Origin of the sequence: Paracoccus litorisediminis, assembly GCF_009711205.1 — a bacterium.
In the GTDB taxonomy this organism is placed as follows: Bacteria; Pseudomonadota; Alphaproteobacteria; order Rhodobacterales; family Rhodobacteraceae; genus Paracoccus; species Paracoccus litorisediminis.
This window is the reverse complement of the sequence record NZ_WMIG01000003.1, coordinates 211,377-225,530: the sequence shown is the minus strand read 5'-3', so window position 1 is coordinate 225,530 and position 14,154 is coordinate 211,377. Positions and strand designations below refer to the sequence as shown.

Sequence of the window (14,154 nt, the reverse complement as noted above, 5' to 3'; positions counted from 1 at the left end):
GATAAGGGCAACGGCCGATAAAGTCACATCAATTTCGGCCCGCACCCCCGACGGCGCGGCGCAGGCAGCGCAGCAAGTCGCGGTCGTCAAAGGGTTTGCTCAGGAAACAGACAGCCCCCGCCGCCAGCGCCTGATCGCGCAGGCTGGTTTCGGGATAGGCGGTCATCACCAGCACCGGCAGGGCGGGGTGTTCGGCGCGCAGCCGGAATTGCAGGTCCAGCCCGCTCAGGCCCGGCAGCTGGATGTCGGTCAGCAGGCATTGCGGCAGGCCGATGCGCAGGCTGTCCAGAAAGGTCTCGGCGCTGTCGAACAGGGCGACGCGGAAATCTTGCGCGCGCAGCAGGCTGGACAGGCCACGCCGGATCGCATCGTCGTCATCGACGATGGCTATATGCGGACCTTGGTCCATCTGCCCCACTTTGCCCCTTTCCAATCGGCCCCGGACAGTCGCCAAGGCCGCGGCCGCCCGCTTCCCCAAGCTTGCGACCGGCCGTTGCGGGCAATCATGTGCCAAGGGCCTGATTCCAAAACTGTTGTCGAATGGCGCGGCAGGCAATTATACTTAGGTTCAGCCGCGAAATTTCCGTCCCTTGGCGGTGCATGGGGGCCAGTCGATGCGTCAGGTTTTCACCCTCTGGCCGACGGGCGACCATGCCGCGCCCCGGCGCAATCTTGCCCCCGATGGCATGCCGGGCTGGGCCGGGCAAAAGGGACCGGCGGCGCAGGCCGCGCGCTGGACCGGGCAGGACTGGCTGTTTCTGGGGGTGGCGTCGCTGCCGGTGCTGGCCTTGGGGCTGCTGGTCGCGGACGGGCTGCATCTGACCATCGCCACCAGCCTGATCTGCGCCCTTGCCATCGGGCTGGCCGCCCTTGCCATTGCCACGCATCGCCGCCGCATCGCCGCGTTGCAACAGGCGCTGGAAGACAGCCGGCGCTGGAACGACACGCTGTTTCAGCGCAGCGGCATTTCCCTTTGGCGCGAGGACTGGTCGCATGCCCGCGACGCGGTGCTGGAGCTGCTGGGGCAGGGGGTGCGCGACATGCAGTCCCATTTCGCCGCCCATCCCGACCAGCTGCGCGCGATCCGGCGCGGGGTCATCATCAAGGACGTGAACGATTTCGCGGTGCTGCGCGCGGGCGCGGACAGCAAGGAACAGCTTCTGGGCTCGCTGGACAATCTGCTGCCCGATACCGACCAGACCTTTGTGCAATGGCTGGTGGCCTTCGCCAATGGCGACAGCTTCTATCGCTCGGAAACCCATATCACCATGCCCGACGGGCAAGAGGTCGACACGCTGTTCACTGCGGGCCTGCCCGGAAACCACCGGGAATTCGAGGATATTCTGGTCAGCGATCTGGACATCACTGCCTATAAGACGACGCAGGCGCTGCTGGCGCAGGCCGAACAGGATCTGGCCCGTGCCATGCGGGTCAGCACCATGGGCGCGCTGACCGCCTCGATCGCGCATGAGGTGAATTCCCCCCTTGCCGCGATCATGTCCAGCGCCGAGGCAGCCCTTCGCTGGCTGGGCCGCGACACGCCCGACCTGCCGGAAGCGCGTGAGGCCATCGGCAATGTCGTCGCCGCCGCCAGCCGCGCGCGGGTGGTGGTCGAGCAGACCCGCGCTTTCCTCAGCAATGCCTCGCAAAAGGCCGCGCCGCAGGACATGGCGGAAATCGCGCGGGATTCGGTGACGCTGATCGAACGCGAATTGCGCGCGCATGGCGTCTCGACCCATATCGACGCGCCCGAGGGGCTGGCTCCGGTCATGGCCGACCGGGTGAATATCCAGCAGGTGATGGTCAATCTGATGATGAACGCCGCGCAGGCGATGGAGGACGCGCCCGGCCAGCGCGACCTGACCATTGCCCTGCGCCCGGTGCCGGGCGGCATCGGGGTCGCGATCCGCGACAAGGGACCCGGCATCGCGCCCGAGCGGTTGCAGACGATATTCCAGCCCTTCTATTCCACGCGTGAGGGCGGGATGGGCATGGGTCTGGCCATCTGCAAAAGCTGCATCGAGGCGCATGGCGGGCGCATCTGGGCCGAAACCGCGCCGGGCGGGGGCGCGGTCTTTCACTTCGAACTGCCGCTGGCGGGGTAGGGGTCAGGCGACCCTTGCGCCCTTGGGCTGACGGGCGGGGCGGGCATTGGCCGTGGCCCAGTCCAGCGCCGCATCCGCGACCTTTTCCCAGCCCTCATCCATGCAGGTCCAGTGCGAGCGGCCGGGAAAGATCCGCAGATCGGTGCGGGATGGCGCGGCGCTTTGCTTGCGATAGATGGCCTCGGTCATCTTGGCGTCCGCAATCAGGTCCAGTTCGCCGCCGATCATCAGCAGGGGCGCGCGGGCGGGATTGTCCCAGCGGATCTTCATCGGGTTGACCACGCCGTTCCAATAGACCCGGCCCGGCGTTGGCACGATGTAGCGGTCGTAAAGCGCATCGACCTGATCGCGGGGCGCGGTCTGGGCAAAGCGGTTGGCAAAGAAGCCGCGCGACATCACCTTGGCCTTGCGCCAGCTGAACGGGTCGATGAACACCGGCAAAGCCGAGCGGATGGCCTGCGGATAAAGCGGCACGCCCGGCGTCGGCGCCGGGTCGATGGACACGCCTGCGACGCCAAGCCCGCGATCCAGCAGGTGCTGGACGATGACGCCGCCCAGCGAATGGCCGATCAGGATCGGCTCCTCTGCCAGAGCCGCGATCTTGGCGGCATAGGAATCGACGATCTGGCGCTGGCTCAGACTGGCCAGTTCGGCCTTGGGCTGCGCGCGCAGTTCCGCGGGCGGGCGGTCGTCATAGGGCCAGTCCGGGGCGATGACGGTAAAGCCCGCCGCCTGATAGCGGGCCTTGAAATGCTCCCAGCTTAGCGAGTTCAGCCAGGCGCCGTGGATCAGCATGATGGTGTTGGACATGGGGTCTCCTTAGCGCTTGGCGCGGTTCTTCACGAAACTGGCGATCAGGTCGGCGGCCATGTCGGGAACCTCGTGCTGGGGGCCATGACCCATCTGCGGCAGGACCAGCAGATGCAGGCTTTTCCAGACCCGGTTCAGCCGGAACCAGTTCGGCGCGGGAAAGACGATTTCATGGTCGCCGGTGATGACAAGGATCGGGATGCCGCAGGTGGCCAGAAAATCCGCGTAACCGGCCGTGTCGGCAAAGATGTCCTGCCCGGCGCGGTCCTGCAGCAAGGCCAGATAGGTCTCGGGCGGGATCGGCGGGCTGCGGTCGGATGAACGCGCGTTGATCCGGTCATGGGACAGCGCCGCCGCCGCGCGGCTGGCGGCGGATTCGGGTTCAAAGAACAGGATGGTCTCATCGGCCAGATCGTTGATCGGCTTCAGCGCGGTCTGCAGGAAGATCGGTTCCGACGGAGGGTCCAGCGGGCCGGGGGGGCAGGTGCCGATCAGCACCAGATGCGTCACCCGGTCGGGCACCTGCACCGTCACCACCTGCGCGGCCAGTCCGCCCAGCGACCAGCCGCCAATGACGAATTCCGCAATCCCCAGCGCATCGGCAAGGTCGATGGCATCCGCCGCCAGCCTTTCGGGTCGATAGCTGGCGCTGCCGGTCGACTGGCCTAGGCCCGAATAGTCAAAGGTGATGACCCGAAAGTTTTGCGCCAGCGCGTCAAGAAAGGCCGGGTCCCAACTGTCGAGGATGCCACGAAAGCGCACGCACAGGATCAGAGGCGGGCCCGAGCCGATCTCGCGGTAGGCCAGGGTGCGGCCCTTGGCCTCGATGAAGCGGGTGGGCGTGGTGGCGGCAGAGTCAGGGGCGGTGGGCGCGTTCATGGCATCCTCCTGTCGCGGGACAGGGGCAGGATGGACCGAAGCGCGGGCGCGGAAAATTGTCGGATCGGCTGGAGCGACTAAACCAAGGGATAGCCGGGGCGTCGCAGTCGCGCGCCCCGGCCACGGGGATCAGCGGGCGCGCTCACTGGCTTTCCATTCCTCCCAGCCGGGCTCACCGGCCATGAAGGCTTCGATCTGGGCGCGGTTGGCTTCCAGTTTCGGGTCGTGCTTCAGGTAGTGCCGCGTCTCGCGCGCGATCAGGCCGGACAGGATCAGCAGACCGATCAGGTTCGGAATAGCCATCAACCCGTTCATCACGTCCGAGAAGTTCCAGACCACGCCCAGTTGCATCGTGCAGCCGAAATAGACCACCAGCGAGAACAGCACGCGGAAGGGCATGACGGCGCGGTGGCCCAGCAGGCGCTCGACGTTGCGCTCGCCGTAATAGGCCCAGCCAAGGATGGTCGAATAGGCGAACATCACCAGACCGATGGTCACGATCCAATGGCCCCAATGGCCCGGCAGCCCGTGGCTGAAGGCCTGACCGGTCATGATCGAGGCCGAGATCTGCTGGCCCGTCGCATCGACCTCTTTCCAGACGCCGGTGGTGATGATGACCAGACCGGTGCAGGACACCACGATGATCGTGTCGATAAAGGTCTGGGTCATCGACACCAGCCCCTGGCGCACCGGATGGGTGGTCTGGGCCGAAGCCGCCGCGATGGCCGCCGAACCCATGCCGGATTCATTGGAAAAGATGCCGCGCGCCACGCCGTAGCGCACCGCGATCATGATGGTCGAGCCAAGAAAGCCGCCCACTGCCGAGGTGCCGGTAAAGGCCTGGGCAAAGATCTGGGCAAAGGCTGCCGGGACGGCGGTGATGTTCACCAGCAGGATGTAAAGCGCCCCCAGAACGTAGAACACGATCATCACCGGCACGAGGCCCGCCGTCACCTTGCCGATCGACTTGATGCCGCCGACCAGCACGACCAGCGTCAGCGCCGCCAGCACCGCGCCGGTGATCCAATGCGGGATCGCGAAGCTGCTTTGCAGGTTCGAGGCGATCGAATTGCCCTGCGTCATGTTGCCGATGCCGAAGCAGGCACAGACCGCGAAAACCGCAAAGGACAGGGCCAGCACCTTGCCGAAGATGCCGGGAATGCCGCGCTCAAGGTAATATTGCGGGCCGCCGTTCTTTTCGCCGACCTCGTCGGTGGTGCGGAAGCGCACGGCCAGAAACGCCTCGGAATATTTCGAGGCCATGCCAAGGATCGCGGTCACCCACATCCAGAACAGCGCGCCAGGGCCGCCGACGCCGATGGCGGTGGCGACGCCGACGATATTGCCGGTGCCGACGGTCGCGGCCATCGCGGTGGTCAGCGCCTGAAACTGCGAGATGTCGCCCTCGGCATCGTCATCCTTGCGCTTGAGCAGGCCAAGGCGCAAAGCCGCCCCCAGTTGCAGCAGCTGGATGCCGCCCAGCCGCAGGGTCAGGTAAAGTCCGGTCCCCAGCAGCAGCGGGATCAGCAGATACGGGCCCCAGACAATGCCGCCGATCTGACCCAGAATATTTTCCAGATTATCCAGATTCATCAATGGTTCTTCCCTTCCGCCAATTCTGGCGTGTGCAGAGCCGCCGCAGGTCGATAATGTCAAGGCATGACGACCGCGAATTCGCCCTCTGCTTCGGATATGACCGACCGCGCCAGCATGGCGCGGCATCAGGACTTGCCGGGGATCGAGACGCTGTCGGCCCGCTACCTGCGGCAGAATTTCCGGCCCCATGCGCATGATGAATACATCCTTGGCGTGATCGATGCCGGGACCCATGCCGTCTGGTGCCGCGGCGAGATGCATCTTGCCCCAGCCGGCACCGTGGTCACCATGCGGCCCGGCGACATCCATCACGGCGGCGCGGCGGATGATCGGGGCTGGCACCAGCGCATGGTGTACCTCTCCGAGCCTGCGCTGGCGGAACTGCTCGCGGATGTGGCGGGTGGGTCGGGCCCTGCGGTGCTGGATTTCGCGGCGGCCTTCCATGCCCGGCCAAGTCTTGCACGACAGCTGTCGGCGCTGCACCGGGTGCTGCATGGCGGCGAGGCACTGGCCCGCGATCAGGCGCTGGACGCGCTGCTGCGCGCGGTGCTGGCGCAGCTGGCCCCGGCGGCATTGCCCGCGCGGCGGCCCGGTCCCAGCGGGCGGATTGCGGATGCGGTCGAATATCTGGCCGCCCATGCCGAGGATAACGTGCCGCTGGCGCGTCTGGCGGAAATCGCGGGCCTGCGCCGCCGCCAGACGATCGAGGCGTTTCGCCGTCAGACCGGGTTGCCGCCCCACGCCTGGCAGATCCAGCAGCGCATCGCGCGGGCAAGGCGGTTGCTGGCGCAGGGCATGCCCCCGGCCGAGGTCGCAGCCGCCACCGGCTTTGCCGATCAAAGCCACCTGACCCGGCATTTCCGCGCCATACTTGGGGTGACGCCCGGTGTTTACGCCCGCGGCTGAGGGACCGCGCTTTTGTTCTATCCCGGCCGCGCCGGCCCATGCGATCCCGGCCCTGCGACTGACAGGGGAATGACGGCAATGACGGCGACGGATATTGGGGCGGGCACGCGGCGCGAGGCCTTGGGGGCGGAATTGGCGGTGCTGGGTGTGGCGCTGGTCTGGGGGGCCAGCTACCCGGTCGCCAAGGGCGCGCTGGCCCATGCGCCAGTGATCACGCTGATCTTTCTGCGGTTTCTGGCGACGGCGCTGGTCATGGCGGGCGTGGCATGGCGCGATCTGGCGGCGGCGCCGCGGCGCGACCGGCTGGCCGGGGCTGCGACCGGGCTGGTGCTGTTCGGGATATTTCTGGCCGAGACATGGGGCATCGCGCTGGGGTCGGCCTCGAACGCGGCACTGATCATCTCGCTTTGCACGGTGATGGTGCCGTTTCTGGATTTCGGGCAGCAAAGGCGGCTGCCGCCTGCGGGCGTCATCCTTGGCGCGGGCATCGCGGTCGCGGGGGTGGGCGTGCTGGCCGGGGGCGCGGGCGCGCTGGGGCCGGGCGATCTGCTGGTGTTGGTCGCGGCGGGGCTGCGCGCAGTGATGGTGGTGGCGACGCGGCGGGTCATTGCCGGAACGGTGCTGAGTTCGGCGGCGCTGACCGCGCTGCAGGCGGGCGCGGTGACGCTGGCGTCGGGCATGGTGCTGCTGGCGGGTGGGGCCGGACTGGGCATCAGCGGCGGGACCGGTTTCTGGGCGGCGCTGGGTTTTCTGGTGCTGTTCTGCACACTGGGGGCATTCTATGTGCAGAACGCCGCGCTGCGCCGCGCCAGCCCGACCCGCGTCGCGCTGCTGCTGGGGACCGAGCCGATCTTTGGCTTTGCGCTGGCCGCCTTGTTGCTGGCCGAGCCGGTCACGGCGCTGCGTCTTGGCGGGGCGGCGCTGATCGTCGGCGGCACGTTTCTGGGTCTGCTGGCCGAGCGGGGGAAGTGACCCCCCGCCCGCCCTTGACGGTTCAGCCCAGCTGGGCCGAGGCCGGGCCGAAATATTCGTAATGAATCCGGTCATCGGGGACGTTGGCGGCGCGCAACCCGCGGATCATCGCCTCCATGAAGCCGGTCGGGCCGCAGATGAAGTAATCGGCAATGCGCGGATCGCTGACGCTGGCCAGCCAGTCCGGGTTGACCCGCCCGGCGCGGGCATTCCCGGTCAGCGCCGCATCGGGCGTTTCATAAAAGACATGGCTTTCATGGGCCAGTTCCTGATGACGTTCACGCATGGCGTGGTGGCGGGCGTCGCGGGTGGCATGGACATAGACCATCCGCAGATCGCCGCCGCCATGGCTTTCCAGCATCGAGATCATCGGCGTCAGGCCGACACCGCCGGACAGCAGCACGACCTCTCGCTTGCCGGTCGGATCAAGGAAGAACTCGCCCGCTGGTGCCGAGACATCGAATTCCGCGCCGATATCGACCCCGTCATGCAGCCAGTTCGAGATCCGCCCGCCCGGCTCGCGCTTGACGGTGATGCGGTAATCCCGCCCGTTCGGGGCCGAGGAAATCGAGTAGTTGCGGCGGAATTCATCGGTGCCTTCGGGCTGGAAACGAAAGCTCAGATACTGGCCGGGGCGATGGGTGGCGACCGGGCCGCCATCGACCGGCTGCAACCGGAACGAGGTGATCTCGGGCGTTTCCACGGTTTTCGCGGCCACCTTGAAGCGCCGCCAGCCGCGCCAGCCGCCTTGCGCGGCCTCGGATGCGGAATAGATCTGTTCCTCGCGCCCGATCAACACATCGGCCAAAAACCAATAGGCCTCGCCCCAGGCGGCAAGGATATCGGGGGTGGCGGCATCGCCCAGCACCTCGGACACGGCACCCAGCAGCGCGGTTGCGACATGCGGGTAATGCTCGGGCAGGATCTGCAGGCCGACATGTTTCTGCGCGATGCGCTCGATCGCGGCGCCCAGCACGGCCGGGTTGCGGATATGGGTGGCATAGGCGACCAGCGCGCCCGCCAGCGCCTTGTGCTGGGGCGAGTTGCCCTGCTGGTGGGACATGTTGAACAGCGCCCGGATTTCGGGATCGGCCAGCAGGCGGCGATACATGGCCGGCACGATCTGGTCGACATGCGCCGCGACGACGGGGGCGGTGGCCTCGATCAGCTTCAGGGTATCTTCGGAAAGGGCTTTCGGCATGACGTCCTCCTGACGTTCGGCAGTAGCTTGGGCAGGAATTTAATGCATTCGAGAAAAGATTCCATTAAAAGGTATCTTATTGGGCTGCGACATTCTGTCCCGCGGCCCCGAGGGCATGAAGATGAGGCTGAACGACAGCACCGACATCGCGTTGCGGATCATGATATTTGCGGCGACCTGCAACCGGCTGTTCACGATTGACGAGATCGTCGCCGTCTACCGCCTGCCGCGCAGCACGGTGATGAAGGTGGTGAATGCACTGACGCGGGGTCAGTTCCTGACCGCGCAGCGTGGACGCTCGGGCGGGCTCAGGCTGTCGCGCGAGGCAGGCCAGATCAGCGTCGGCGCGGTGGTCCGCCATCTGGAGGGGGATTTCGGGCTGGTCGAATGCATGCGCACCGGCAACCAATGCGTCATCACCGGCAGTTGCCGCCTGATCGCGCCGCTTCAGCAGGCGTTGGAGGGGTTTTTGGCCGCCTTGGGGTCCTGCACCATCGCCGATATCGCCCTGACGCCCGCCGATTTCCCGCAGGTTGCGCATCGCTAGGCCTGCGTCACGGCCAGCAGCGTATCGGTCAGCAGGATCAATTCGGCCTCCGACACCGGCAGCTTGTTGTCGTCCCGCAGGCGGAAGGGCTGGGGCACGCGGTCCAGCCCGACAGAGCGCCTTAGCGCGTCGATCACCGCCGCTTCGCCGGGGTTGAACTGCACCGACAGTCCGTCGATTTTGCCCGGCCGGTCCGGCAGCACCAGCCCCGGCCCGTCGATGACCAAGACCGGGCCGTGCTGCCCCCGCGCGGGGGGACGTGCGGCAAAGCCCGCCGCCGCCCGGCAAAAGCGCAGGATCAGCGCGGAGTCGTCGATGCGCGAGAAGCTGGCGCGGCCCGCGATGTCCAGCGCGATGGCGGTGAAATCGGCCCGCGCGTCCTCGTGCCACGTCCCCACTGACAGCCCGCAGGCCGCGCCGCGTGCCGCCAGTGCCGGTTCCACCACGATGGCACCGCCGCGCGCGATCCGGTGCAGTTCCGGCAGCGCCGAGGTCAGGCTGGGGGCCATGACGGCGGGTTGTTCCGGGTCGCCCGGAAACAGCAGCCATGCTGTGGTCGGCGGCTGGCCCATCGGGCCGATGGCGGCAAGGAATCGCGTCATCCCCGCACCCCCGAGGCGCGGTCGAACATGTCGAACAGCCGCAGGATTTCCCGCCGCAGCCCGGTGGTGTCGCGAAACTCCATCTGCAGCACGGCGTGATAGACCAGTTCGACCGTGCGCAGCATCTCGGCCTGCGCGCGCCGTCCGCGGTCGGTATTGGTGTTCAGCGCGCTGGGATTGTCGCTGTCAAAGGCGGCCTCGGCCCGGCGCTGATCCGCCGCGGCCCCGACCGGTGAAAACGGCGCGACGCCGCCGCCGACATGGCGGCGATTGTCGCCCTTGCCGATTTCGGGATCGACCTTTTCGGTGCCGAACAGCGTCCCCTGCACCGGCCCCGCGCCGGGCTGGCCAAAGATCGTCCCGGTCGGCGCGCCCCCGCCCATCGCCTGCAGCGCCAGCACCGAGGTCGCGGCCGAGCTTTGCGATTGCAGCACCTCGCGCCCGAACATCAGCGCGATCAGCCGCATGATCGTGGGCGAGCCCTGCCCGGTGCGCAAAGCCTGCTGGATGGCTTGCGTGACGGCGGGGCCCTGCAACCCTTCGGCGGCCAGTTGCGCGGTGATCTCGGGGTAGGAGCCCAGTCCGGGGATCTTCAGGTTGCGCTGCACGGCGGGCGAGGCGGCGGGGCCAAAGCCCTGCTGGGCCGGAACCGTGGTGCCGCCGACCTGCAGGGGCACGCCGCCGCCCGCACGTTCGGGATTTTCAGCGGTGCGGGGGATGGCGCTGGCGGGGCGGTTCTGCAGGTTCGCGCCCAGCTGGGTCGGATCGTCGCCGGGCTGCACATCCAGCGCGCCACGCCGGGCGGCGGGACGGGCAGCATTGCGCGCCTCGGCCCGGCGGAAGCGGTCGCGGCCAATGTCATGGACCATGCGGTAGACGCCCTCGGGATTGTCGCGCAGTACTTGGCGCACGGTCACGTCGTCGCTGTTTCCGGCGACCACGCGGGTATCCTCAAGCGCCAGCTTGCGCAGCCGGTAGCGCAGCCGCCACAACCCCAGCTGCGCCCGCAGCCGCAGACGCGAGACGCCGCGCCCCAGCAGGCTGTCGACGCTGGGGCCGATATTGCGCACGGCCTCGTCCCGGCGTTCGCGGCGGCGGCGGGCCTCGTCCTCTTCGCGGCGGCGGCGGCGTTCGGCCTCGGTCTGGCGGTTGCGGCGGGGGTCCTGACCACGCTCGCGGTCGCGCTGGCGGCGGTCCCCCTCGCGGCGGTCGCGGTCGGCGCGGTCACGGGCGCTGCGCCGGGCATGGGCGTCGCCGCCGCGGTCGTCGCCATCGTCGCGCCACCGCTTGCGGTCGCGTCCACCCCTTTCGCTGCGGCTGCGGCGGCGCTGCATGAACTGGCGGAAACGCTGCTGAAGACGCGCGATGATGCGCTGGAAGGGCCGCAGGATCGCGCCCAACACCCGCTTGATCAGCGCATCGACCCCAAGGAAGGTTAGGACCATATCCACCGCCGCGACGATGCCATGGGCCAAGGCCCGCGCGAAAGCCACCGCGCCATTGCCGCGCGCCGCCACCTGCATGACGAATTCCAGAAACGCCCCGGCGGCGGAAAACAGCGACTGCACCAGCCCCCATGCCGCGCGGATCGCGTCGATCACCGCCATGATCGCGCCCGCGCCGGGGATCAGCTTCAGCGCCAGTTGCGTCGCCAGCCATGTCATCGCGGCAATGCCGATGGCGGGCAGCATGGCGGGCAGGTTTTCGGTCAGCAGGCCGATCAGGCTGGTGGCCAGCACGGCCATCATTTCCAGCCAGTTCGGCGGCAAGTTCATCATCAGTTGCAGGCCGGGAACCTTGTTGAAGAACCATTGCTTGAAGGCCTCCTGCAACTGGTCCCACAGGTTGTTCCTGACCCCCTCGCGCGCCTGACTGCCCGCCGCGCCAAGGAAGGTGCCGACCCCCATCCGCGTCACCCGCGCCAGCAGCGCCATGAACTGCCCCAGCAATTGCGCGAGGGCCTTGATCGCGGCGGCGATGCGGTCGACCAGACCGGCATTCTCGGCCTGAATCTCGGCCAGTTTCGCGTCCATTTCACGAATGGCACGCTCGCGCTCGCGGTCCAGCGCGGCAAGGGCGGAACGGCGGGTGGATTCGATCCGGGCCTCCATCGTGCCGAATTGCTGGCGGGCGCGGGTCAGGGCGGCCTGCGCTTCCGTGTCCAGCTGGCCCTTGTTGCTTTCGACCAGCTGGTCGATGGCGGTCCGCGCCTCGGCCAAGGTCGTCTTACAGCCATCGATGGTGGTCTGGATGCTGTCCTTGATCTGGGACAGCATCGCGTCGATATCGGCGATATAGGCCTGCCGGTTGCGCTCATAAAGCGCCTTGACCTCGGGCAGGCTGTTGATCGACAGCAGCCAGTCGCGCCCGCGCCGATAAAGGCCCCGCGCGCCCCGGTAACGGCGGCTTTTGAAGGCGGAAAGCTCGGCCCGGACATTGGTCGCGAAGGCCTCGACCCGCGCGCCCTGCTTTTCGCGGAACGCCTGCACGGCGTCGCTTTCCAGCGAGGCCAGCTTTTCGTTCACCGCGCCCTCGGCGGTGGAATAAAGCGCGTTGATCTGTTCGGCCAGCGTCAGGCTGCCGGTTTCCTCGGTGCCGCGGGTGGCCTGCTGTTCGGCGCTGACGGCCTCTTGCCCGGCATGGCGGCCGCCCTGCATGGCCTCACCGGATTGGGCATCGCTGGCGGCCAGTTCGGCGGTAGCGGTGCCGGTGGCGGCGGACTCAGTCGCGCGGGCATCGGATGCGGCGCCGTCGACGTTTTCGTTCAGCTTGGTCTTGTCGGTCCCGATCTCGCGCAGCGGGCCTTCGTCGGCGCGGGCCAGCGTCGCGTCATCCACGTCATGTTCGGCCAAGGCGGTATCGGCCGAGTCCTTGAATTCGCTGGCATCCAGCGATTCCTCGGGGACCGGCGCAGGGCTGGCGGCGGCCAGATCGGGGGCGGCGCTGGCGGGGGCGGGGATCGGGTCGGGCTGCGGCATGGCAGCGGGCGGGGCCGCGCCCGGCGGCGGGTTACGCACCGCGGCCATCGCCGTCTGCACCGGGGTGGCCTGTCCCGCGGCCTCAGAGGCGACAGATTGCGCCAGACCGTCGCGGGTCGCGGCACCTGCGGGGCCGGAAAAATCGTCCAGTTCCTCGATGGTGGTGGGGGCGACGCCGTTCAGCGCGGCCTTGGCATTCTGCCCGGCGGTGGCGGTGTCGGGGCTGGCCACGGGGGCTTCGGCCAAGGTTCCCGCCTGCTGGCGCTGGCCGTCGGCATCGGCGGCGGTGGGGGCGGGTTCGGCGGCGGCGCGGGCGGCCCCGATCCGGGTGCCTGCGCCCTCATTGGTTTCCAGGGCATGGGCGCGATGGGTCAGGCGCTCGCGGGCCTCATCGGCGGCGGCCTCGCCCCGGTCGCCCAGATTCTGGCCAAAGCGCTTGGTGCCCCCACCCCCACCCCCGCCGCCAATCCGGGCGGGGGCGGCGGCCTCCTCGGAGGCAGCGCCCTTGGCCTTGTCCTCGCGTTCGCCCTTGCGCTTCTTGTCCTTTTTCTTGCCGCCTTGCGCGGCCTCGGGTTCGGCGGCTGCTCCGGCAGGGGCCCCGGCAATGCCGACCGAGGGCGCGGCGGCGGCCTCGGCGGGGTTTTCGCCGCGCGCGGTCTGGGCGTCGTCGGGGGCCTTGGCGGTGGGGGCCGGATCGCCGGGCCGGGTCGTTCCCTTGGCCAGCCCGGTGATCGCACCCCCCGCCGCCGAGACCTGCGCCGTCATCATCGGCGTCAGCACCGGACCTGCGCCGGGGGCCACCGCGCCGGGTCGTGCCGGGGCCAGTGACGCGGCGGGCGACAAGGACAGCGCCCCCATCCCCGCCATGGCCCGGCGCATGATCCGCCCGCGCAGCGATTGGCCGACCGCGCCGACCTGCGCCCGCCCGCCCGCCATCACCGTTGCCGCGGCGCTGTCGGCGGCGGTCTCGGCGGCGTCGCCGGGGGTCGAGACCAAGGATTTCGCCTGCACCGCGCCGCCCCCGCCCGAACGGCGCTGTTGCAGGACATGGGCCAGCTCATGCGCGATCAGCCCCTGACCCGCCTGCGATCCGGGCCGGTAGCGTCCCGGCGCAAAGGCGATGTCGGGGCCGGTGGCAAAGGCCTCGGCGCGCAACTGCCCGGTGGCCTGCGCGGCGGCGGCCCCGGTATGGACGCGCACATCGGCGAATGAGGTGCCAAAGCCCGATTCCATCCGGCTGCGCAGATCGGCGGGCAAAGGCGAGCCGCCCGACAGACCGCCGCGCAATCCGGTCAGTCCGGGCGAGGCCGTGGAAACGGGCGCGGGCGCAGGCGTGGGTGCGGCGCTATGCGGACCGGATTGGGTGCTGGAAACGGGGCCTTGCGCCGTCTTCATCCCGCCCCCCTTCGACCCGATACGCCGAAATAGAGACAGGATCGGGCTTGTGACCGATCCTGTCCCAGGGACTTGAACCCAACGGCGAACAGCCGACCAATGATCGTTGTCGATGCGTCTGCGGTTGCCCGGTTTCGCATCGCCTTCAGCCTATCATTTCCGG

Annotated in this window: 11 protein-coding genes; 4 read left to right on the top strand and 7 right to left on the bottom strand. The window is 68.5% G+C overall.

Features of this window, described 5'->3' with window-relative positions:
- Positions 1-28: 28 nt before the first annotated feature.
- Complete coding sequence (locus GL300_RS09700; protein ID WP_155039425.1) at positions 29-409, bottom strand: response regulator transcription factor; 381 nt, start codon at positions 407-409, stop codon at positions 29-31.
- 205 nt (positions 410-614) lie between these two features.
- On the opposite strand from GL300_RS09700, the gene GL300_RS09695 reads away from it, so the two are divergent.
- A complete protein-coding gene (locus GL300_RS09695) occupies positions 615-2,105 on the top strand; it encodes a sensor histidine kinase (RefSeq protein ID WP_155039424.1) in 1,491 nt (496 codons plus the stop codon).
- Between the two features lie 3 nt (positions 2,106-2,108).
- Here the strand turns inward: GL300_RS09695 and GL300_RS09690 are convergent, their stop codons facing one another.
- The 3 genes from GL300_RS09690 to GL300_RS09680 form a co-directional block, all read right to left on the bottom strand.
- Complete coding sequence (locus tag GL300_RS09690) at positions 2,109-2,915, bottom strand: alpha/beta hydrolase (RefSeq protein ID WP_155039423.1); 807 nt, start codon at positions 2,913-2,915, stop codon at positions 2,109-2,111.
- A gap of 9 nt (positions 2,916-2,924) precedes the next feature.
- The gene (locus GL300_RS09685) at positions 2,925-3,794 is read right to left on the bottom strand and encodes an alpha/beta fold hydrolase (RefSeq protein ID WP_155039422.1); all 870 of its coding nucleotides are present in this window, start codon (positions 3,792-3,794) and stop codon (positions 2,925-2,927) included.
- Between the two features lie 129 nt (positions 3,795-3,923).
- Positions 3,924-5,387 (bottom strand): alanine/glycine:cation symporter family protein, encoded by a 1,464-nt coding sequence (locus tag GL300_RS09680; RefSeq protein ID WP_155039421.1) that lies wholly within the window; start codon positions 5,385-5,387, stop codon positions 3,924-3,926.
- 66 nt (positions 5,388-5,453) lie between these two features.
- Between GL300_RS09680 and GL300_RS09675 the strand changes: the two genes are divergently transcribed.
- Both GL300_RS09675 and GL300_RS09670 read left to right on the top strand, forming a co-directional pair.
- Complete coding sequence (locus GL300_RS09675) at positions 5,454-6,296, top strand: AraC family transcriptional regulator (RefSeq protein WP_211595013.1); 843 nt, start codon at positions 5,454-5,456, stop codon at positions 6,294-6,296.
- 69 nt (positions 6,297-6,365) lie between these two features.
- Complete coding sequence (locus GL300_RS09670; protein WP_155039420.1) at positions 6,366-7,268, top strand: DMT family transporter; 903 nt, start codon at positions 6,366-6,368, stop codon at positions 7,266-7,268.
- A gap of 22 nt (positions 7,269-7,290) precedes the next feature.
- Here GL300_RS09670 and hmpA read toward each other — a convergent pair whose 3' ends face one another.
- Complete coding sequence (gene hmpA / locus GL300_RS09665; protein ID WP_155039419.1) at positions 7,291-8,469, bottom strand: NO-inducible flavohemoprotein; 1,179 nt, start codon at positions 8,467-8,469, stop codon at positions 7,291-7,293.
- 121 nt (positions 8,470-8,590) lie between these two features.
- On the opposite strand from hmpA, the gene GL300_RS09660 reads away from it, so the two are divergent.
- Complete coding sequence (locus GL300_RS09660) at positions 8,591-9,016, top strand: RrF2 family transcriptional regulator (protein WP_155039418.1); 426 nt, start codon at positions 8,591-8,593, stop codon at positions 9,014-9,016.
- Here the strand turns inward: GL300_RS09660 and GL300_RS09655 are convergent.
- Positions 9,013-9,618 (bottom strand): hypothetical protein, encoded by a 606-nt coding sequence (locus GL300_RS09655; RefSeq protein WP_155039417.1) that lies wholly within the window; start codon positions 9,616-9,618, stop codon positions 9,013-9,015. The genes GL300_RS09660 and GL300_RS09655 overlap by 4 nt on opposite strands.
- On the bottom strand, positions 9,615-13,991 hold the full coding sequence (locus tag GL300_RS27065) for an eCIS core domain-containing protein (RefSeq protein ID WP_155039416.1): 4,377 nt from the start codon (positions 13,989-13,991) through the stop codon (positions 9,615-9,617). Before GL300_RS27065 ends, GL300_RS09655 begins: the two co-directional genes overlap by 4 nt.
- Positions 13,992-14,154 lie beyond the last annotated feature (163 nt).